Source organism: Sphaerisporangium rufum, assembly GCF_016863395.1.
Lineage (GTDB): Bacteria > Actinomycetota > Actinomycetes > Streptosporangiales > Streptosporangiaceae > Sphaerisporangium > Sphaerisporangium rufum.
Genome location: NZ_BOOU01000041.1, coordinates 15102 through 33835 on the forward strand (window position 1 = coordinate 15102; position 18734 = coordinate 33835).

The 18734-nt window shown below is 74.1% G+C and carries 21 protein-coding genes; 14 read left to right on the forward strand and 7 right to left on the reverse strand.

What is annotated here, in order from left to right; translation table 11 throughout:
• The first annotated feature begins 90 nt into the window (after window positions 1-90).
• Complete coding sequence (locus Sru01_RS13630; protein ID WP_239137396.1) at window positions 91-411, forward strand: ArsR/SmtB family transcription factor; 321 nt, start codon at window positions 91-93, stop codon at window positions 409-411.
• 80 nt (window positions 412-491) lie between these two features.
• Here the strand turns inward: Sru01_RS13630 and Sru01_RS13635 are convergent, their stop codons facing one another.
• Entirely contained in the window at window positions 492-764 is a 273-nt protein-coding gene (locus Sru01_RS13635) for a hypothetical protein (RefSeq protein ID WP_203984746.1), read from the reverse strand.
• Between the two features lie 94 nt (window positions 765-858).
• On the opposite strand from Sru01_RS13635, the gene Sru01_RS13640 reads away from it, so the two are divergent.
• The 3 genes from Sru01_RS13640 to Sru01_RS13650 all read left to right on the forward strand — a co-directional run bounded on the left by Sru01_RS13640 (window position 859) and on the right by Sru01_RS13650 (window position 3582).
• Window positions 859-1290, forward strand: coding sequence for a MarR family winged helix-turn-helix transcriptional regulator (locus tag Sru01_RS13640; RefSeq protein WP_203984749.1), 432 nt, complete (start codon window positions 859-861; stop codon window positions 1288-1290).
• Window positions 1291-1726: 436 nt separating this feature from the next.
• Window positions 1727-2557 (forward strand): alpha/beta fold hydrolase, encoded by an 831-nt coding sequence (locus Sru01_RS13645; RefSeq protein ID WP_203984751.1) that lies wholly within the window; start codon window positions 1727-1729, stop codon window positions 2555-2557.
• A 224-nt stretch (window positions 2558-2781) separates the two neighbouring features.
• Window positions 2782-3582, forward strand: a complete 801-nt coding sequence (locus Sru01_RS13650) for a MerR family transcriptional regulator (RefSeq protein ID WP_203984753.1) — start codon at window positions 2782-2784, stop codon at window positions 3580-3582.
• A 111-nt stretch (window positions 3583-3693) separates the two neighbouring features.
• Here the strand turns inward: Sru01_RS13650 and ychF are convergent, their stop codons facing one another.
• Window positions 3694-4770 carry a redox-regulated ATPase YchF gene (gene ychF, locus Sru01_RS13655; RefSeq protein WP_203984755.1) on the reverse strand — a complete coding sequence of 359 codons (1077 nt, stop codon included), beginning with the start codon at window positions 4768-4770 and terminating at the stop codon, window positions 3694-3696.
• Between the two features lie 95 nt (window positions 4771-4865).
• Here ychF and Sru01_RS13660 point away from each other — a divergent pair, with 95 nt between their 5' ends.
• Both Sru01_RS13660 and Sru01_RS13665 read left to right on the forward strand, forming a co-directional pair.
• Complete coding sequence (locus tag Sru01_RS13660; protein ID WP_239137397.1) at window positions 4866-6317, forward strand: DNA recombination protein RmuC; 1452 nt, start codon at window positions 4866-4868, stop codon at window positions 6315-6317.
• A gap of 67 nt (window positions 6318-6384) precedes the next feature.
• Window positions 6385-7206 (forward strand): DUF6542 domain-containing protein, encoded by an 822-nt coding sequence (locus Sru01_RS13665; protein ID WP_203984758.1) that lies wholly within the window; start codon window positions 6385-6387, stop codon window positions 7204-7206.
• 37 nt (window positions 7207-7243) lie between these two features.
• On the opposite strand, the gene Sru01_RS13670 is transcribed toward Sru01_RS13665, so the two are convergent.
• Window positions 7244-8215: a 4-hydroxy-3-methylbut-2-enyl diphosphate reductase gene (locus Sru01_RS13670; RefSeq protein ID WP_203984759.1), complete on the reverse strand. Its 972-nt coding sequence runs from the start codon at window positions 8213-8215 to the stop codon at window positions 7244-7246.
• A 186-nt stretch (window positions 8216-8401) separates the two neighbouring features.
• Between Sru01_RS13670 and Sru01_RS13675 the strand changes: the two genes are divergently transcribed.
• The 4 genes from Sru01_RS13675 to Sru01_RS13690 all read left to right on the forward strand — a co-directional run bounded on the left by Sru01_RS13675 (window position 8402) and on the right by Sru01_RS13690 (window position 12061).
• Window positions 8402-9802 carry a hypothetical protein gene (locus tag Sru01_RS13675; protein WP_203984760.1) on the forward strand — a complete coding sequence of 467 codons (1401 nt, stop codon included), beginning with the start codon at window positions 8402-8404 and terminating at the stop codon, window positions 9800-9802.
• A 133-nt stretch (window positions 9803-9935) separates the two neighbouring features.
• Window positions 9936-11150 (forward strand): exodeoxyribonuclease VII large subunit, encoded by a 1215-nt coding sequence (gene xseA, locus Sru01_RS13680; RefSeq protein WP_203984761.1) that lies wholly within the window; start codon window positions 9936-9938, stop codon window positions 11148-11150.
• A 154-nt stretch (window positions 11151-11304) separates the two neighbouring features.
• Window positions 11305-11544, forward strand: a complete 240-nt coding sequence (locus tag Sru01_RS13685) for an exodeoxyribonuclease VII small subunit (protein ID WP_203984762.1) — start codon at window positions 11305-11307, stop codon at window positions 11542-11544.
• Between the two features lie 103 nt (window positions 11545-11647).
• Window positions 11648-12061, forward strand: coding sequence for an SRPBCC family protein (locus Sru01_RS13690; protein ID WP_203984763.1), 414 nt, complete (start codon window positions 11648-11650; stop codon window positions 12059-12061).
• 240 nt (window positions 12062-12301) lie between these two features.
• Here the strand turns inward: Sru01_RS13690 and Sru01_RS13695 are convergent, their stop codons facing one another.
• Window positions 12302-12661, reverse strand: a complete 360-nt coding sequence (locus Sru01_RS13695; RefSeq protein WP_203984764.1) for a DUF4267 domain-containing protein — start codon at window positions 12659-12661, stop codon at window positions 12302-12304.
• An 85-nt stretch (window positions 12662-12746) separates the two neighbouring features.
• On the opposite strand from Sru01_RS13695, the gene Sru01_RS13700 reads away from it, so the two are divergent.
• The gene (locus Sru01_RS13700; RefSeq protein ID WP_203984766.1) at window positions 12747-13322 is read left to right on the forward strand and encodes a TetR/AcrR family transcriptional regulator; all 576 of its coding nucleotides are present in this window, start codon (window positions 12747-12749) and stop codon (window positions 13320-13322) included.
• Window positions 13323-13350: 28 nt separating this feature from the next.
• Here Sru01_RS13700 and Sru01_RS13705 read toward each other — a convergent pair whose 3' ends face one another.
• Window positions 13351-13899: a DUF4245 domain-containing protein gene (locus tag Sru01_RS13705; RefSeq protein ID WP_203984767.1), complete on the reverse strand. Its 549-nt coding sequence runs from the start codon at window positions 13897-13899 to the stop codon at window positions 13351-13353.
• 62 nt (window positions 13900-13961) lie between these two features.
• A complete protein-coding gene (locus Sru01_RS13710; RefSeq protein ID WP_203984768.1) occupies window positions 13962-14558 on the reverse strand; it encodes a TetR/AcrR family transcriptional regulator in 597 nt (198 codons plus the stop codon).
• Window positions 14559-14702: 144 nt separating this feature from the next.
• Here Sru01_RS13710 and glpX point away from each other — a divergent pair, with 144 nt between their 5' ends.
• Window positions 14703-15737 carry a class II fructose-bisphosphatase gene (gene glpX / locus Sru01_RS13715; RefSeq protein ID WP_203984769.1) on the forward strand — a complete coding sequence of 345 codons (1035 nt, stop codon included), beginning with the start codon at window positions 14703-14705 and terminating at the stop codon, window positions 15735-15737.
• A 104-nt stretch (window positions 15738-15841) separates the two neighbouring features.
• Here glpX and Sru01_RS13720 read toward each other — a convergent pair whose 3' ends face one another.
• Complete coding sequence (locus Sru01_RS13720) at window positions 15842-16534, reverse strand: DUF1707 SHOCT-like domain-containing protein (RefSeq protein WP_239137398.1); 693 nt, start codon at window positions 16532-16534, stop codon at window positions 15842-15844.
• 434 nt (window positions 16535-16968) lie between these two features.
• On the opposite strand from Sru01_RS13720, the gene Sru01_RS13725 reads away from it, so the two are divergent.
• The gene (locus tag Sru01_RS13725; protein ID WP_203984770.1) at window positions 16969-17370 is read left to right on the forward strand and encodes a hypothetical protein; all 402 of its coding nucleotides are present in this window, start codon (window positions 16969-16971) and stop codon (window positions 17368-17370) included.
• A gap of 96 nt (window positions 17371-17466) precedes the next feature.
• Complete coding sequence (locus Sru01_RS13730) at window positions 17467-18732, forward strand: MFS transporter (RefSeq protein WP_203984771.1); 1266 nt, start codon at window positions 17467-17469, stop codon at window positions 18730-18732.
• Window positions 18733-18734 lie beyond the last annotated feature (2 nt).

The following is an 18734-nucleotide window of genomic DNA, read 5'->3' on the forward strand; positions in this document are numbered from 1 at the left end:
GTGATCAACCGGCGCACGCCCATCGTAGCATCGCTATATAGCTAAATAGCGATATCTCTATCTAGACGGGTTCGCGGGTACCCTGTTCTCATGAGCGACGTGGAACTGCGGGTCGACGCGGAGGTCCTGCGCGCTCTGGCCAGCGGCGCCCGGCTGGACATCCTGCGCTGGCTCAAAGACCCGGCCGGCAACTTCGGGCCCCAGGCGGTCGGCGACTTCGACGTGGAGGGCGTGTGCGTGTCGGTCATCCAGGACCGCGCGGGAATGTCGCAGCCCACCGTCTCGGCCCACCTGAAGATCCTGCACCAGGCAGGGCTGGTCACCCGCCGGAAGATCGGCCCCTGGCACTTCTACAAGCGCGACGAGCAGGCGGTGCGCCGCTTCCTGGACACCCTGTCCGCCGCCCTGTGACGGCACCGGCGCGGACGCGCCCCTCCCGCCGGCACGGGCCGCGCCCGGCCGCCGGCGCCGGCCGGCAGGGGTCGAGCCGGTCAGCGCCGGCGCGGCCTGAGCAGCACCAGCAACCCGATGGCCAGGGTCACCAGGCCGGCCACCGTCCAGCCGGCCGACCCGCCGGTGACCGGCCGGCAGTCGGCGACGCACATGATCGGCTCGATCCGGAGTATGCCCGTCCCCTGCAACGTCCACAGCGCGCCGAGCAGGATCAGGACGGCCGCCACGACGACCCGGGCGACCTTGCGCCAGGTCGGACGGGACCGCGCGGTGGTCGGGCGGGAGATGGACGGCTCTTGTGGTTGAGACATGACGGCCCCCGATCAGATATGGTGACACTAGTTCAGTAACCTTAGAAGGTGACTTTATAAGGTGTCCGAAGTATCTGCAAGGCCGGAGCCGTTCATGCCGCAGCTCATCAGCGCGGCGTTCGACCTGATGCTGGACGGCCTGTACCGCTACCTGGTGCAGGCCGGGTACGACGACCTGCGGCCCACCCACTGCCTCAATGTGTTCCGGTTCATGGACTGCGACGGCACCCGGCCCGGCACGCTGGCCCGCCGCGCCGGAATGACCCCACAGGCGATGAGCGAGCTGGTGGCGTACCTGGAGAAGCGCGACTACGTGCGGCGGGTGCCCGACCCGGCCGACGGCCGGGGCCGCGTCGTCGTCTACGCCGACCGGGGCACCCGCGCCGCCGAGGTCAGCGACGCCTACTTCGCCGAGATGGAGGCCCGCTGGGCGGCCGTCGTCGGCGCCGGCCGCCTCCAGGACCTCAAGAACGCCTTGGCCCACATCGTCGAGGCCGCCCCCCACCCCGAAGATCTCGTGCGCTAGCGGGCCGCGGGGCCCGCGGTCCGCTCACAGCGGCCAGGCGGCCAGCAGGTCGCCCGGACCGTAGCCGCGTCCAGTCCCGGAGAGTCGATTCCGCTCGCCGCCAGCACCGTGCGCGCCTGAGTCTGCGGGGGAACTCGGCACGTGTTACTAACATCGATGTTACTAACGTTGATGTTAGTAACATCAACGGGCGCGACCCTCGGGCCCTCGTCGGGTGACCGACCGGCTCACTCGGGCCGTCCTGGTGGTTTCGAGGTGGTGCGCGAGCCGAGCCCGGGGTACCACTCAACCACCGGGCGCATCTGCGCGAATCTCGTGCTCCGGCCGGCGGACGAAGTCCATGGCCCGCGTCCAGGCCGTGGCGGCCGGCCTGACCTCGTTGCCGGCGAGTGCCCGGTTCACGATCATCGACCGCGCGATCAGCGAAGGAACCGATATGAGCACTGTGACCACGCCGGACGGCACCACCATCTTCTACAAGGACTGGGGTCCCCGGGACGCGCGGCCGATCGTCTTCCACCACGGCTGGCCGCTCAGCTCCGACGACTGGGACGCCCAGTTGCTGTACTTCCTCGACAAGGGATACCGCGTCATCGCGCATGACCGCCGGGGGCACGGACGGTCGGGCCAGCCGGCGACCGGCCACGAGATGGACACCTACGCCGCCGACGTCAGCGTGCTGACCGGCGTGCTGGATCTTCAGGGCGCGGTGCACGTCGGGCACTCCACCGGCGGCGGCGAGGTCGCGCGGTATGTGGCGCGGGCCGAGCCCGGCCGGGTCGCCAAGGCCGTGCTCGTCGCGGCCGTGCCCCCGGTCATGGTGAAGAAGGACTCCAACCCCGAGGGCACCCCGATCGAGGTGTTCGACGGATTCCGCGCCGCCCTCGCCGCCAACCGGGCCCAGTTCTTCATCGACGTCCCGGCCGGGCCGTTCTACGGGTTCAACCGGCCCGGGGCCGAGGTGTCCCAGGGGCTGATCGACCGGTGGTGGTGGCAGGGGATGATGGGGGCGGCCAACGCCCACTACGAGTGCATCAAGGCCTTCTCCGAGACCGACTTCACCGAGGACCTCAAGAAGATCGACGTCCCCGTCCTGGTGATGCACGGCACCGACGACCAGGTCGTCCCGTACGCCGACTCGGCCCCGAAGTCCGTCGAACTGCTCAAAAACGGCACGCTCAAGACCTACGAGGGCTATCCGCACGGCATGCTGTCGACCCACCCCGAGGTCCTCAACGCCGACATCCTCGCCTTCGTCCAGGAGTAGTCCCCTCCGGCTCGTCCGGCCCGGCCACCTCGGGAGGTGGGCGGGCCGCCGCTTCACGGTCCGCCCGCCGCGGCCAGGCGTCCGGCAGGTCGTCCGGGCCGTGGCCGGCGTCGAGTTCCGACAGCCGGCTCCGCCACGCGGGACCGCCCGGACCGGAACAGGTCGTCCTCGACTCGCATCCGGTCTTGACCCTGACACGGCGTGAGGCGCTACCAATGGTCACCATGAAAATCGGGGACTTCGCCCGGCTGGGCCAGGTGTCGGTGCGGATGCTGCGGCACTACGACGCCATCGGTCTGCTCCGGCCCGCGCAGGTGGACGCCGCGAGCGGCTACCGCGACTACGCCCCGGACCAGCTGGCGAGGTTGCACCGGATCGTCGCGCTGAAGGACCTCGGCCTGACCCTCGGGCAGATCGAGCGGATCCTCGGCGACCGGCTCGACCCGACCGAGCTGCGCGGCATGCTGCGGCTGCGTCGCAGCCAGCTGGCCGTCGAGGTCGAGCGGGCACGGTCCGCGCTGGCCTCGGTCGAGCACCGTCTCCACCTCATCGAACAGGAGTCCGCCATGCCGCAGACCGAGTACGTCACCAAGACCCTGCCCCCACGCCGGCTCGCCGGCCTGCGCGCGGTGGTCCCGGAGGACCAGAACGCCGCGGAGGTCGTCGAGCCGCTCTTCGAGCGGGCCGCGCAGGCGATCGACGCCGCGGGGGCCTGCCCTCAGACCGGTGTCTCCGTCTGGGACGGCCATGACGAAGGGATGTCCGTGCTGTGCGGTTACGACTTCACCGGCGGGTCGGTGCCCGGTCTGGAGGTCATCGATCTGCCCGAGGTGGCCGCCGCGGTCTGCGCCGTCCATCTCGGCGCGATGGAGGGCATCGCGGCGACCTGGGCCGGCCTGCACGCGTGGCTGACCGCCAACGGCCAGGCCCCCGCCGGTCCCTGTCGTGAGGTCCACGTCGAGGCCAAGGGCACCGACCAGTCGGACTGGGTCACCGAGCTGCAGCAACCCGTCCACCCGGCCTGACCCCCGCGGCGCCCGCACCGGACGCCGCCGGACCCGAGCGGCCGGCGGAGATGGCGATGCCGAGCGGGTGGCCGGCCGGCCGGGCGATGACCGCGCGCGGACGACGCCGGTTCAGACGTTGAAGCGGAACTCCACGACGTCGCCGTCGCGCATCACGTAGTCCTTGCCCTCGATGCGGGCCTTGCCGGCCGCGCGGGCGGCGGTCATCGAGCCGGCGGCCACCAGGTCGTCGAACGAGATGACCTCGGCCTTGATGAAACCGCGCTGGAAGTCGGTGTGGATGACCCCGGCGGCCTCCGGCGCGGTGGCCCCCTTGCGGATCGTCCAGGCCCGGCTCTCCTTCGGGCCCGCGGTCAGGTAGGTCTGCAGGCCGAGGGTGGCGAAGCCGACCCGGGCCAGCTGGCTCAGCCCGGACTCCTCCTGGCCGACCGACTGCAGCAGTTCCAGCGCCTCGTCGTCCGGCAGCTCCACCAGCTCCGACTCGATCTTGGCGTCCAGGAAGACCGCCTCGGCCGGCGCGACCAGCTCGGCCAGCCTAGCGCGCAGCGGCGCGTCCTCCAGCTCGTCGGCGTCGAGGTTGAAGACGTACAGGAACGGCTTGGCGGTCAGCAGGTGCAGCTCGCGCAGGTCGGCCAGGTCGGTACCGGAGGCGTACAGGGTGGTGCCGGAGTCGAGGATCTTGGCGGCGCCCTCGGCGGCCTCCAGCGCGGCCTTGCGCTCCTTGTTGAACTTGGCCTCCTTGGCCAGCCGGGGAAGCGCCTTCTCCAGGGTCTGCAGGTCGGCCAGGATCAGCTCGGTGTTGATCGTCTCGATGTCGCGCGCGGGTGAGATGTCGCCGTCCACGTGCGTGACGTCGGGGTCGGTGAAGACCCGGATGACCTGGCAGATGGCGTCGGTCTCCCGGATGTTGGCCAGGAACTGGTTGCCCCGGCCCTGCCCCTCGGAGGCGCCCTTGACCAGGCCGGCGATGTCCACGAACTCCACCTTGGCCGGCAGCACCCGCGCGGAGTTGAAGATCTCGGCGAGCTTCGCCAGGCGGGCGTCGGGCACACCGACGATGCCCACGTTGGGCTCGATGGTGGCGAACGGGTAGTTCGCCGCGAGGGCGTTCCCGCTCTTGGTCAACGCGTTGAACAGCGTGGACTTGCCGACGTTGGGCAGTCCGACGATGCCGATGCTCAGGCTCACGTCTGCCGAGTTTACGGGGCGCGTGCCGCGGATCGGACACGCGCGACGGACTCGGAGGCCCACGGCGGGCCCCGGGGACTGGAATCATGCGGGAGGTGGACGTGACGACACTGGCCTTCCAGCTGCTGGCCGGGCTGGCCGCCGGCCTGGTGATCGGCTTCGCGCTCGGCCGGTCCCGGGCGGCGGCGGCCGAGAGCCGGGCGGCGCTGGCCGAGGCGCGGGCGGCGGCGGCCGAGGAGAAGGTCGCCTATGTCGAGGAGCAGATGGCCCAGCGGTTCCAGTCGCTGTCCAACCGGGCGCTGGACGTCAACAACCTGCGCTTCCTGGAGCTGGCCGAGAGCCGGCTGGCGGCGGTGCGCGCGGACGCGGCCGGCGACCTGGAACAGCGCCGGCAGGCGGTGGAGAACCTGGTCGGCCCGCTGCGCGAGACCCTCGACCGGTTGCAGGAGCGGCTGCGGGAGAGCGAGACCGGGCAGCGGGTCGCCCAGGCGGAGCTGGGCAAGCAGATGGAGTTCGTCCGGCAGAGCTCCGAGCAGCTCAAGGCCCAGACCGGGGCGCTGGTGCGGGCGCTGCGCCGGCCCGAGGCCCGGGGCCGGTGGGGCGAGCTGCAGCTGCGGCGGGTCGCGGAGATCGCCGGGATGGCCCGGTTCTGCGACTTCGACGAGCAGGCGAGCGCGGCCACCGCGGACGGCGTGCTGCGGCCGGACATGGTGGTCCGGCTGGCCGGTGGCAAGAACATCGTGGTCGACTCCAAGGTGTCGCTGGCCGCCTACCTGGCCGCCGCCGAGGCCGGCGAGGCCGAGATGCAGCAGGACCGGCTGGACGCGCACGCCCGCCACCTGCGCGAGCACGTCGACCGGCTGGCCGCCAAGTCGTACTGGCAGGCGTTCTCGCCGGCGCCGGAGTTCGTGGTGCTGTTCATCCCGGGCGAGGCGTTCCTGGCCCCGGCGCTGGAGCGCGACCCGGCGCTGCTGGAGCACGCCATGGGCCGGCGGGTGCACATCGCCACCCCGACCACGCTGATCACCATGCTGCGCACCGCCCAGTACGCCTGGCAGCAGGAGGCGCTGAGCGCCAACGCGCGCGCGGTGTTCGACCTGGGCAAGGAGCTGTACGAGCGGCTCGGCGCGCTCGGCCGCAACGTCGATGCGGTGGGCAAGGCGCTCGGCCGCGCGGTCGTCGCCTACAACAAGACGGTCGGCTCGCTGGAGAGCCGGGTTCTGGTGAGCGCCCGGCGGCTGAACGACCTGGGCGTGGTGGACGGGGACCTCCCCCAGCCGGAGCTGGTCGAGGACCAGCCCCGCCGGCCGTCCATGCCCGAGCTGCTGGACGGCCCGGCCCCCGACGGCCTTGATCAGACGGACGTGGCCCAGATCTCCGGGACTCGGGAGGCGCCCGTGCCGGGCGATCCGGACGGCGATCCGGACGGCGATCCGGACGGCGATCCGGAGCCGGTAGCAGAGGTCGGGCAAGCGCCCGGTGAAGAGACGGCAAGCTCGTTCCCCGGGCCTCGCCTGAACGGTAAGTTGGCGCGAGACTTGTCGTAGGGCCGGCCGCCGGCCGCGATACCGGCGACCGGGGCCGGAGGGGGCGACAGTGGCGACACAGGAGCGAGTGCGACCAGGACTGCGGCTGACCGCCCGGGGCGCCGCGGCGCTCATTCTGGTGGTCACCATCGCGGCCGAGATCACCGGGGTCGCGATGATCATCGGGCTGGTGTTCTGCGGCGCCTGCCTGGGCGCCGTCCTGCTGGTCCAGCACCGCGACCTGCTGGCCCTGGTGGTCACCCCACCCGTGATCTTCTTCGCCGCCACCCTGGTCAGCGCGCTGACGGGCGCCCTGGGCGCGCCGTCGCTGGTACAGGCGCTCGGGCTGGGCCTGGTCACCGGCCTGTCGGCCGGTGCCCCGTGGCTGTTCGGTGGCTCGGCTCTGGTGCTGGCGGTGGCGTGGTTCCGCGGGCTGCCGGCCAACGTCCGCGAGATACGGGCCGAGGTGCGGGCGAGCCGGGCGGCCGCGCGGCCCGACGCGGCCGCCGCCCCGGCGGGAGCGCCGGACACCGGTGCAGCCGCCGGTGCGGCGCCGCCGCCCGGCCGGCCGGGCGGCGCTGCGCCAGGACCCGGAAGGCCGCGCGGCGGGACGGCGAGACCCGGGAAGGCCAGGGGCGTGGCAGGCGAAACGCCGGGCGGCGGCGGGACACCGGCGCCCGGAAGGGCCGGCGGCGTGGCCTCGGGCTCCGCGAGGCCCGGCGGGGATGGCGTCCCGGCCGCGGGGCCGGAGGGCGCCACCCGTCCGGTGCCCCGCGAGCGGGAGGCGAAGGGCCCGGGCGGGCGGCGGGGTGCCCGGCGGCGGCCGGCGGCCGGGTCCGGTTACGCTCCCGAGCCGGAGGGCTACTTCGAACCCCGGGTGTACGGCTCGCCCCGCGAGCCCACGGACTGACCCGGCGCCGGCGCGCCGGGCGGCGGTGCCGGGCGGATCAGCGGGCGGCGGGGCGCAGGTCGCGGCGCAGCTCGTGCGGGAGCGCGAAGCGGACGTTCTCCGGAACGGACTCGACCTCGCGCACATCGGCGAAGCCGCGCTCGGCGAGGTAGGCCAGCACGCCGTCGACCAGCTCCTCGGGCACCGAGGCGCCGCTGGTGACGCCGACCGTGGCGACCCCCGCCAGCCACCCGTCGTCGACGAAGGAGGCGTCGTCCACCAGGTACGCGGCGTCGGCGCCGGCGTCCTTGGCGACCTCGACCAGCCGCTTGGAGTTGGAGGAGTTGGTGGAGCCGACCACGATGACCAGCTCGGCCTCGCGGGCGATCTCCTTCACGGCCACCTGGCGGTTCTGCGTGGCGTAGCAGATATCGTCGCTCGGCGGGTCGAGGAGGTTGGGGAACCGCTCCTTCAGCCGGGCGACGGTCTCGTTGGTCTCATCCACCGACAGGGTGGTCTGCGACAGCCAGACGAGCCGGTCGGGGTCGCGCACCTGGACGGAGTCGGCACCGGCCACCCCGTCCACCAGCTGGACGTGGTCGGGTGCCTCGCCGGCGGTGCCCTCGACCTCCTCGTGGCCCTCGTGGCCGATGAGCAGGATGTCGTAGTCACGGGCCGCGAACCGCTTGGCCTCGTTGTGCACCTTGGTGACCAGCGGGCAGGTGGCGTCGATGGTCTTCAGCGAGCGCCGGGCGGCCTGCTCGTGCACGGCCGGGGCGACCCCGTGCGCCGAGAAGACGACGATCGCGCCCTCCGGCACCTCGTCGGTCTCCGACACGAAGATCGCGCCGCGCTCCTCGAGGGTTCTGACCACGTGGGTGTTGTGCACGATCTGCTTGCGCACGTAGATCGGCGCGCCGTAGAGCTCCAGCGCCTTCTCGACCGCCTCGACGGCGCGGTCGACGCCCGCGCAGTAACCACGCGGCTTGGCGACCAGGACACGACGGGCCGGGAGGGTCTCGGAAACCATGTCCTCATGGTATGTGCTCCGCGGATCCCTACTGCCGCGGACCGCCGAGTTCCACCGGCCCGCCCTGTTTTTCTGCTTTCCTATGCTTGAAGGGGCGTGCGACGGTGTCCCGTCCGCCCTCGACCTCATGCGGCACAGTCCGAAACACGACTGGTCGTCCGGAAATCAGACCCCTTAGGAGCCGGCATGTCAGTCAGTGACATCGTCCGTAGCCTCACCAAGAACGTCCGGCCGGGTGAGCTGAAGGACAAGGCCAAGGACCTCCCCCTCAACGTGCTGCAGACGGCGCTCGGCGGAGTCGGCCAGGCGCTCATGCTGAGCGACCGCATCCGCTCGGGCATCAAGCGGATGTTCCGCGACGAGCGCGAGGAGGAGGCCGCCGACGCCGCGCGGCCGGTCGTGGTGACCGAACCGGACGAGCGTGAGGAGGCCCGCGACGAGCCGGCCGCCAAGCCGGCCCGGCGCGAGCCGGTGATCTTCCGCCCGGCCGCCGCTCCGGACGGGCTGAACGGGTCCTCGGGCACCGCGCAGGCCTCGGGAGCGGGCGCGGCGCCGGCGGCGAAGCCCGCACCCTCCCCCGAGCCGGCGCCGGCCGCCGAGACCCCGAAGCCGGCCGCCGGACCGGCCAAGGCCGGCGCCACCGCCGCCGAGCCGGCCGCCGAGCCGCCCGCGCCGGTGGACGAGGTCGCGGCTCCGGCGCGTCCGGCGGCCGGGTCCGCCGCGGCCGCGAAGCCCGCCGAGCCCGAGACCGCCGCCGCCGAGCCGGCGAAGCCCGCCGAGCCCGAGGCCGCCGCCGCTCATCCGGTCGCCGAGCCGGCGAAGCCGGTCGTCGAGCCGGCGAAGCCGGTCGCGGAGGCTCCCGCGCCGGTGGCCGAGGCCCCGAAGCCGGTCGCCGAACCCATCAAGCCCACCGAGACCGCCGAGCCGGTCGCCGGCCCCGCCGCGGCGCCCGCCAAGCCGGCCGCGCGCGCCCGCAAGCCGAAGACCGCCGCGACGACCGGCCCGGCCGCCAAGCCGAAGGCCGCGGCGAAGCCGAAGGCCGCGGCCGCCGGGACCGGCACCAGGTCCGCGGCCACGACCGAGGCCGCGACCACGACCGAGAGTGCCGCGGCGGGGAGCACCAAGGGCGAAGGCGTCCCGACCGAGGGCGCCAAGGGCGAAGGCGCCAAGGGCAAGGCCGGCACCGGGACCGCCAGGCGCCGGACCACCCGCGCCGCCACCCCCACCACCGCCGCCACCGCCAAGCCCGCCGCCAAGCCCGCCACCGCGCCGGCCGCCGGAGCCGCCGCGGCCGGGACGGCGACGGCCGGGGCCGGCGAGGGGAAGCTGGCCGACGCGCTGCGCGCCGCACCGCCCACCGCGGCCGGAGTCGCGGATGCGGACTCCCCGGCGGGCACCGCCGCCACCCTGGCCGAGCCGCTGCCGGGCTATTCGGAGCTGACCGTGGCCTCGCTGCGGGCCCGGATGCGCGGCAAGTCCGCCGACCAGCTCCGCGCCATGATCGACTACGAGCGCGGCACCTCGGCGCGCGACGACGTCATGCAGATGTACGCCCGGCGGCTGGCCAAGATGGAGACCGGCGAGTGAATCCGCGCCGCCCGGCCGCCGGCCACCCGGCCAGGCCGGGCGACACGGCCAGGCCGGGCGACACGGCCAGGCCGGGCGACACGGCCAGGCCGGGCGACACGGCCAGGCCGGTGATGGTTTGTAGGCTGCCCGCATGACGGCGAAGACCTCACCGGAGCAGCCGCTGCCGATCCGCTCGGTGCTGCAGATGGTGGCCCAGTGGATCGGCAAGCTCGGCACCGTCTGGGCCGAGGGGCAGATCACCGAGCTGTCCTCCCGGGGCGGCACGGTCTTCCTCACCCTGCGCGACCCGGTCGCCAACGTGTCCGCCCGGGTCACCTGCCCGCGCGGGGTGTACGAGGCGACCGTCCCCCGTCCGGTGGACGGAGCGCGGGTCGTCGTGCTGATCAAGCCGGACTTCTGGGTCAACCGGGGGTCGTTCGCCTTCACCGCGCTGGAGATGCGCCCGGTGGGCGTCGGCGAGCTGCTGGCCCGGCTGGAGCGGCTGCGCCAGGTGATCGTGGCCGAAGGGCTGGCGAACGCCGAGCGCAAGCGCCGCCTGCCGTTCCTGCCCGGCACCATCGGGCTGATCTGCGGCCGCGACTCGGCGGCCGAGCGCGACGTGCTGGAGAACGCCCGCCGCCGCTGGCCGGCGGTCCGCTTCAAGGTGGAGCCGGTGGCCGTGCAGGGGCCGTACGCGGTGGGCGAGGTGACCGAGGCGCTGCGCAAGTTCGACGCGGACGGCGAGGTCGAGGTGATCGTGATCGCGCGGGGCGGCGGGTCGCTGGAGGACCTGCTGCCGTTCTCCGACGAGTCTCTGGTGCGGGCGGTGGTGGCCTGCCGCACCCCGGTGGTCAGCGCGATCGGGCACGAGCAGGACAGCCCGCTGCTCGACCTGGTGGCCGACGTCCGGGCCTCGACGCCCACCGACGCGGCCAAGAAGGTGGTGCCGGACGTCGGCGAGCAGCTCACCCTGGTGCGCCAGCTGCGCGACCGGGGACGCCGGGTGGTCACCGGCCGGCTGGACCGCGAGGAGTCCTGGCTGGCCGCGGTGCGCTCCCGGCCGTCGCTGGCGGATCCGGTCCGCGAGGTCGAACGCCGGGCCGAGCAGGCCGAGGCGCTGCGGGACCGCGCGCGGCGCTCCCTGTCGTCCTCGCTGGACCGGGCCGAGGACTCGCTGGAGCACCTGCGCGCCCGGCTGGTGGCGCTGTCGCCCGCCGCCACCCTGGAGCGCGGGTACGCGATCGTGCAGCACCCGGCCGGGGACGTGGTGCGCCGCGCGGCCGATCTGGCGCCCGGGCAGCCGCTGACCGTGCGGTTCGCCGACGACCGGGTGCCGGTCGTGGTGTCCGAACCGCCCGCCTCCTGATCGCGCCGAGCCTCGGGCGCCGGCCCCCGAGGCGGGCCGGGAACCCCGGGTCCGAGCCGGCGTCCAACCTCGCGGCCGCGCCCGAGCGCGGGCGGGTACGTCCAGGTCCGAGCCGTGCGGGCGGCGGGCGGGCCGATGCCCGTAGGGTGGGGGCGTGGCTGAGGAGAAGGCGGGGACGCCGACGTACGAACAGGCCCGCGAGGAGCTCACCGAGGTGGTGCGGCGGCTGGAGGCCGGCGGACTGACCCTGGAGCAGTCGATCGAGCTGTGGGAGCGCGGCGAGCGGCTGGCCGCGGTCTGCGCGGAGTGGCTGCAGGGCGCCCGGGTGCGGCTGGCCGCCGCCATGGCCCGCCGCGAGGACGGCCCCGCCCCGGCCGACGAGACGCCCTTCTGAATCCCTCCCGCGGGAGACGCCGTGAAGATCGCCGGGCGGGCGGATGGACCGCGGCAGGCGGGGTACGGGCCGGTCGAACCGTGATGACGAGGAGTGATCGGCGATGAGCGAGTTCGAGCGTTCCCGTACCATGCCGGCGCCGGCGGAGCTGGTGTTCGAGCAGGCGTCCGACCTGGACCGGCTGGACACCTGGCTGCCCGGTGAGCTGCACGTGCGCGCGGACGACCCGCCCGCGGTGACGGTGCACGAGGACGGCAGCGGGCAGGATGCCCGCGCGCTGTTCCGCGCGGTGCCCGAGCAGCTCCGCCTGGAGTGGGGCACCCGGGACACCGATGGTTACAGCGGGTGGCTGCAGGTGGCCGACAGCGGTGCCGGGGCCAGCGAGGTCACCGTGCACCTGTCGTTCTTCGACGAGAGCCACGCGCCGCCGGCCGACCAGGTCGATCGCACCCTGGACGAGAGCCTGGCGAAGCTCGCCGACCAGGTGGGCGGACAGAACGACACCCCGGCCGGCTGACCCGGGCCCGGCCCGCCGGCCCCGGGCCGCCACCTGACCGGCACCTGACCGGCACCTGACCGGCACCTGACCGGCCCCGGCACCGGCCTGCCGCGCGACCGGCCGGGGCCGGCGATACGCCCCGGCGGCGCGTGACGCGGCGGCCGTACCGACGGGCGAGGCCCGCGCCGACGGCGATCGCGCCGTGGCCGGCCCGCCGCGCCGCCGCCACGGCCCCTGGAACATCGCTCGACGGGCGCCTCATCCCAGGATGAGGACCGCCGCGATCGCCACCATCACCGCGGCGGTGAGGCCGTGGACGCCGAACGCCACCGCCCGCCGCCCGCCGTTCCGGAGCACGACGACCATGTCGCCCGCCGGGGCGAACACGCTGGCGAGCACCAGCCAGCCGAGCATGTGCTGGTTCCCGGTCACCAGGGCCGGGAGGGCGACGAGCCCGGCCGTGATGTCCCGCACGCCCTTGACGGTCAGGTACGCGTTCATGGACACCGGCACCCCGAAGCCCTCCGCCGACGCGACCGGCCGCAGCAGGAATCGGATGCCGATGAGGATGATCCCGAGGGCGACCAGTCCGGCGAGCCAGGTGGCGATGATGACCATGTTGTCTCCTTATGTTCATTACTAGAATTTCTAGCAACGCTAGCCTAACGCCGCTCAATTAGCTAGCGGTGCTAGAATTTTTCGAGTGTCCACCCAGCAGCGCAGAGAACGCGAGCGCGCCCAGCGCCACGACCTGATCCTCAAGACCGCACGCACGCTGGCCGAGTCCGAGGGCTGGGACGCGGTGACCACCCGCCGCCTGGCCGACGAGATCGAGTACAGCCAGCCGGTCCTGTACAGCCACTTCGCCGGCAAGGACGCCATCGTCGCGGCGGTGGCGCTGGAGGGCTTCACGGAACTGGCCGCGCGACTGCGCGCCGCGACGCCGGCGGACGAGCCGCGGGCCACGCTGGAGGGGCTGGCCCGGGCCTACCTGGCGTTCGCCGAGGAGAACCCCGCGCTGTACGACGCCATGTTCACGATGGCCGTGGACCTGCCGTTCGGCCAGGACGACACCCCCGAGCCGCTGCGGGCCGGCTTCCAGGCGCTGCTGTCAGGGGTCGCCCGGTTCGCCGGCCGCGGCGACCCGGAGATCCTGACGGAGGTCGTCTGGAGCGCCCTGCACGGGCTGATCGCGCTGTCCCGCGCCGGCCGGCTTCCCCCCGCCGGGCGCGAGGCCCGGCTGGCCCTGCTGCTCGACCGGCTCGGCGCCGTGCACTGACCGGCGGCGGGCGCCGGACGCCACCGGCTCAGGACGCGGCGGGAGAGGGGGCGGCGGTGGGCCGGGGCAGCGGCTGGAGGGTGGCGGCGAGCTGGGCGAGCTCGTCCCAGCCGGCCAGGCCGGTGACGACGACGGTGACGTCCGGGCCGATGCTGACCAGCGAGCGCTGCTTCTTGTCCGGGCGGAACCGCTCCTGCCAGGTGGCGCCGCCGATCTGCCGGCTGCCGGTGTTCTTGTCGCTGTTGGCCATCCGGTTGGCGAACTCGTGGCCCGGCTCGTCGCTCTGCGCCAGCATGGCGTGCGAGCGGCGGGCGGTGGCGAAGCCGAGCCGCCAGGTGACGTGCGGGCTGGTCTCGACGGTGGAGCTGGTCGGCACCCAGCCGGCCGGGACGGCCTTCGGCACCCGCACCTCGTACGGGGCGGCCCGGCGCACGTTGGCCAGGCTGATCGTGTAGTCGACCTTGGGGATGTGCTCGGGCGCCTGGATCGGCCTGATCAGCAGCAGCACGCCGACGATCGCGAGACAGAGCAGCACGGCGAAGGCGTAGCCGTGGAAACCTTCGGTGAAGCGGCGCACAACCAGGGAGGATACCGGCCGGTGGCAGCGGTCCCGGACCGGACTTCCCTCGCGCGGCGCGGCTAGGGGCGGCGGATCCGCCCGATGATGGTCAGGACGTCCTCGGCGAGCCGCCGGGTGGCGGCCACGTCCTCGGCGAGCGCGACCTCCGACACCGCGGCGGCCAGCGCCCCGGTCACCACGGTGACCAGCGCGCCGCGGTCGTCCTCGAACAGCGCGGCGTTGCGGCGGGCCCACTGCCGCATCCGGTCCCGCATGACGACCTCGAAACCGGGCGGGCCGTCGCCGCGCAGGAACAGCGCGGCGAGCTCGCGCTCGTCGAAGCAGCCCTCCAGGTAGGCGCGGGCGCCGGCGACGAACAGGCGCATCGGGTCGGTCTCGCCCTCGGCGCGCGCGGCCTGGACGGCCTGCTTGGTGCGCTGCGTCTGCCGGGCCTGGAATTCGTCGAACAGGGTCAGGTAAAGATCCGCCTTTCCTGAGAAATGGTGATAAAGACTGCCGACGCTCGCGCCGGCCCGGGAGACGACATCGGTGACCCCGGTCTCGGCGAACCCGCGGGAGACGAAGATCTCCCTCGCGGCGTCCAGGAGCGCGCCGCGCGTGGCGGCGCCGCGTTCCGAGGTGCGCACAGTCACCTGTCGTTCCGTGTCGCTGCTCATGCAGGCGACAGTAGCCGCCCGCTCCCCGCCGGAGGGCGGCAACTACGATCGTTGGCCCAGGCTGGATTAGAAAGCAGGGAACCAGGTAGGTCCAGTACAGGGCGTCCCGATCGGCGTTCGTACATATCTGAGGGGCTTGTCACCATGTCGGAACAGACGTCCGTGCCGCCGGCGCTCGCCACCAGCGAGAGCGCCCCCGACCGCAACCTCGCCCTCGAACTCGTCCGGGTGACCGAGGCGGCCGCCATGGCCGCGGCCCGGTGGGTCGGCCGCGGCGACAAGAACGGCGCCGACGGCGCGGCGGTCAACGCGATGCGCCAGCTGATCAACACGGTGTCGATGGACGGCACGGTGGTGATCGGCGAGGGCGAGAAGGACAACGCCCCCATGCTGTTCAACGGCGAGCGGGTTGGCGACGGCAGCGGCGCCGCCTGCGACGTGGCGGTGGACCCGATCGACGGCACCCGGCTGACCGCGCTCGGCATGCCGAACGCCATCTCGGTGATCGCGGTGAGCCCGCGCGGGTCGATGTACGACCCGTCGGCGGTGTTCTACATGGACAAGCTGGTCACCGGCCGGGAGGCGGCGGACGCGGTCGACATCAACGCGCCGGTGGCCGCCAACATCGCCGCGGTGGCCCGGGCCAAGACGTGTTCGCCGTCCGACGTGACGGTGGTGGTGCTGGACCGGCCGCGCCACGAGGGCCTGGTGAAGGAGATCCGGGAGACCGGGGCCCGCATCAAGTTCATCACCGACGGCGACGTGGCCGGCGCGATCATGGCCGCCCGCCGGGACACCGGCATCGACCTGATGCTCGGCGTCGGCGGCACGCCGGAGGGCATCATCGCCGCCTGCGCGCTGAAGTGCCTGGGCGGCGTCATCCAGGGCCGGCTGTGGCCGCGCGACGACGAGGAGCGGCGCCGCGCCCTGGACGCCGGGCACGACCTGGACCGGGTGCTGACCACCGACGACCTGGTCACCTCCGACGACGTGTTCTTCGCCTCCTCCGGCATCACCGACGGCGAGCTGATGTACGGCGTCCGCTACCGCAGCGGAGCGGCCGTCACCAGCTCGCTGGTCATGCGCGGCCGGTCGGGCACGGTGCGCAAGGTGGAGAGCGAGCACCAGCTCTGGAAGCTGCGCGCCTACAGCGCCATCAACTTCGACACCGCCACCTGACGCCGCTCACCCACGTCGACCCGGGCTTCGCCCATCCGGTGCCCGCCGCCGCGGCGAATCCGGCACCCGGCCATGGCCGGGTGCCGTGCGGCGCCGGGGCCGGCCTAGCGGCGGCGGCGGCCGAAGCGCGAGGCGCGGGGCGGCTTCGGCGCCTTGGCGACGACGTTGCCCATCATGATCGTGCCGGTGACCTCGATCACCGGCGCGCCGGGCGGCGCGTCCACCGGCACGTGATGCCGGCGGCCGCCGAGCATGCCCGTGGTGGAGACGACCACCCGCACGTCCCGCGGCACGACCAGGGTGAGGGTCGCGCCGACCACCCGGGCCTGTACGGTGACGTGGCTGCTCTGCAGCAGCGCCTCCCGCAGGTCCAGGGTGACCCCGGCGCCGACCGCGGTCACCGGGTAGACCGAGGGCACCACCCACCGCCCGCTGCGCTCCTCGGCCTGGAACACCGCCATCACCGGGCGCCCGTCGGCGCGCAGCGGCTGCTGGTGCTCGGGCAGCAGGTCAGTGGTGAGGGCGGCCAGCTCGCCCAAGGTGCGCGCGCGGTAGAGGGCCTCCACCCGCTCCTCGTGCTCGTCGGGCCGGAGCCGGCCGTCGGCGACCGCGTCGTGCAGTACGGCCGCCACCCGCTCGCGGTCCTCGTCGGAGGCCCGCAGCTCGTACGTGCCGGCGGTCGGCGCGGGCTGGGTGCTCGCCAGCACCCCGGAGATCAACTGCCGCAGGGCGGGCGCGCCCTGCCGCCGCCACTGGCCTGCCAACTGGTGCCGACTCGCACCGCGCCACGCGTCCACGCTTCGACAGTAACCCGGAAAGCGGTGTCCGGCGCGCTCCAGACCCCCTTGCCTCGCCACCCGGTCCCGGACGGACCGGCAAATCACCCCCACGGCTTCCGGCGTACCCCCCGCTCCCGCTCCCCCGGACCCGGCGGGCGACCGGATCACCCCTCCGGCCGCCGGCGAGCGCCTTCGTCTCCGCCACCGGGCCCGGACGGCGAACCGCCCGGCACCCGGCGGACTCCCATCGCCGGCGTTCCGCACCCGGACGGGCGACCGGATCACCCCGCCGGCACCCGGCGGGCCCCTTTCCCTTGGTCATCGTGCCCAGGTGGGGCGCCGGATCGGCGAGACTGGGCTCGTACCGTCACCGCACGTCGCGGTGCGGGCGGCACCCCGGCGCCCGCCGCGACGGCCGTGCCGGCCCGCCCGCTGCCGAAGGAGCCGACCTGGTGACCGTCCGGGACGACGCCGCGTACTGGGCGTGCCCGCACGGGTACGACGCCCGGCACGGTTGCGCTCCCTGTTACCAGCTGTCCGGTGACGCCGAGCCGACGCTGCCGATCTGGGAGGTCGCGGTGTGGTTCGAGGCGCACTCGGCGATCCCGGTCCGCACGCTCAAGGAGGTCCGCCGGCACGGCCGCAACTACCTGCTGGACCAGCTCTCCGCCACCCGCGTCTACCTGCTCACCGGGCACGCGCGGGCGGCCGGCGGCGCGCAGGCCGTGGCCGCGCTGGTCGGCTTCCTGCGGCACGACGGGCACCTCGTCGACGGCTTCACCGTGCGAGACTTCCGCGCCGTCCGGCTCGACCCCCCGCCCGGCCTCCCCCGCCCCGACCGCATCTGGCCCTGACCACCTGGCGGACGACGACCCAGGGCGTTGACCCGGGGGGACGGGGCTCGTAGCCTGGCCGGATCTGACTCTGGCTCATGTTCTCCGGAGGCCGTGGTGCCCGCTTCCCGTGACCGGCGTGCCCGACTCGCGGTGTCCGCGGTGTTCGCGGTGCAGGGGCTGACCTTCGCCACCCTGCTCACCCAGGTGGCCGCGCTGCAGCGCAGGCACGCCTTGGGCGACGGGGAGCTGGCGATCCTGCTGCTGGCGGTGCCGGTCATCGCCGGCCTCGGCAGCGTGCTGGCCGGCGAGCTGGCCCGCCGGTACGGCAGCCGTCCGGTGCTGCGCGCGGCCCAGCCGCTGGCCGCGGTGGCGGTGGTGCTGGCCGGCCTGGCGCCCGGGGTGCCGGCGCTGGTCGCGGCGAACGTGCTGTTCGGCCTGTGCCTGGGCGCGGTGGACGCCGGGATGAACATGCAGGCGGTGGCGGTGGAGCGGCGGTACGGCCGGCCGGTGCTCACCGGCTTCCACGCGGTGTGGAGCGCGGCGGCCGTGCTGGGCGCGGGCTGGGCGTCGGTGGCCGGCGGGCTCGGCCTGGACCTGCCGGCCACCTTCGCGGCGGCGATGGTGCCCGCCGCCGTGGTGGCCGGCATCGCCGCCCCGGTGCTGTACCGGACCGCCGACGAGCACGTCCCCCCGGCCGGGGACGCCGGCGAGCACCTCGCGACGACCGGCGGCGGCCCGGAGGTCCCGCGCTCTCCGTACGACCCGGCCGACCAGGCGCGGTCCGGCCGCCGGATGCCGTGGCGGCCGATCCTGCCGCTCTGCCTGGCGATGGCGTTCCTGTACGTGGGGGACGCGTCGATCTCCAACTTCGGCTCGGTCTACCTGGAGAAGGAGTTGCACGCGGGGGCCGCGCTGGTCCCCTGGGCGCTCGGCGCCTACCAGGCCGCCACCTTCCTGGTCCGGGTGGGCGGCGACCGGGCGGTCCGCCGGTTCGGCCCGGCGGCGATCGTCCGGGCCGGGGGCGCGCTGGCCGCCCTCGGGCTGGCCGGCGTGGTCGCCGCGCCGGACGCGACGCTCGCGGTGGCGGCGTTCGGGCTGGCAGGGGTAGGGCTGTCGGTGGTGGCGCCGCAGTCGTTCTCGGCCGCCGGGCGGCTTGACCCGGCACGGGCGGCGGTGGCCGTCGCCCGGGTCAACATGTTCAACTATGTCGGCTTCGTCGCCGGGGCCGCGCTGGTCGGCGGGATCGCTGACCCGGCCGGCTACCGGGTGGCGTTCGCCGCGCCGCTGCTGCTCGCCGCGGCGATCATCGTGCTGGCCGGCGGTTTCCGCCCCCGCGTCCCCGCCCCATCACCCGCCCCCGTCCGGACCGAACCCGCCTAGCC

What these genes read in the sequence shown, in the direction of transcription:
- Sru01_RS13630 (WP_239137396.1), top strand. Translation starts at nt 91, where the DNA reads ATGAGCGACGTGGAACTGCGGGTCGACGCGGAGGTCCTGCGCGCTCTG.
- Sru01_RS13635 (WP_203984746.1), bottom strand. Translation starts at nt 764, where the DNA reads ATGTCTCAACCACAAGAGCCGTCCATCTCCCGCCCGACCACCGCGCGG.
- Sru01_RS13640 (WP_203984749.1), top strand. Translation starts at nt 859, where the DNA reads ATGCCGCAGCTCATCAGCGCGGCGTTCGACCTGATGCTGGACGGCCTG.
- Sru01_RS13645 (WP_203984751.1), top strand. Translation starts at nt 1,727, where the DNA reads ATGAGCACTGTGACCACGCCGGACGGCACCACCATCTTCTACAAGGAC.
- Sru01_RS13650 (WP_203984753.1), top strand. Translation starts at nt 2,782, where the DNA reads ATGAAAATCGGGGACTTCGCCCGGCTGGGCCAGGTGTCGGTGCGGATG.
- Sru01_RS13670 (WP_203984759.1), bottom strand. Translation starts at nt 8,215, where the DNA reads ATGGTTTCCGAGACCCTCCCGGCCCGTCGTGTCCTGGTCGCCAAGCCG.
- Sru01_RS13675 (WP_203984760.1), top strand. Translation starts at nt 8,402, where the DNA reads ATGTCAGTCAGTGACATCGTCCGTAGCCTCACCAAGAACGTCCGGCCG.
- xseA (WP_203984761.1), top strand. Translation starts at nt 9,936, where the DNA reads ATGACGGCGAAGACCTCACCGGAGCAGCCGCTGCCGATCCGCTCGGTG.
- Sru01_RS13690 (WP_203984763.1), top strand. Translation starts at nt 11,648, where the DNA reads ATGAGCGAGTTCGAGCGTTCCCGTACCATGCCGGCGCCGGCGGAGCTG.
- Sru01_RS13695 (WP_203984764.1), bottom strand. Translation starts at nt 12,661, where the DNA reads ATGGTCATCATCGCCACCTGGCTCGCCGGACTGGTCGCCCTCGGGATC.
- Sru01_RS13710 (WP_203984768.1), bottom strand. Translation starts at nt 14,558, where the DNA reads ATGAGCAGCGACACGGAACGACAGGTGACTGTGCGCACCTCGGAACGC.
- glpX (WP_203984769.1), top strand. Translation starts at nt 14,703, where the DNA reads ATGTCGGAACAGACGTCCGTGCCGCCGGCGCTCGCCACCAGCGAGAGC.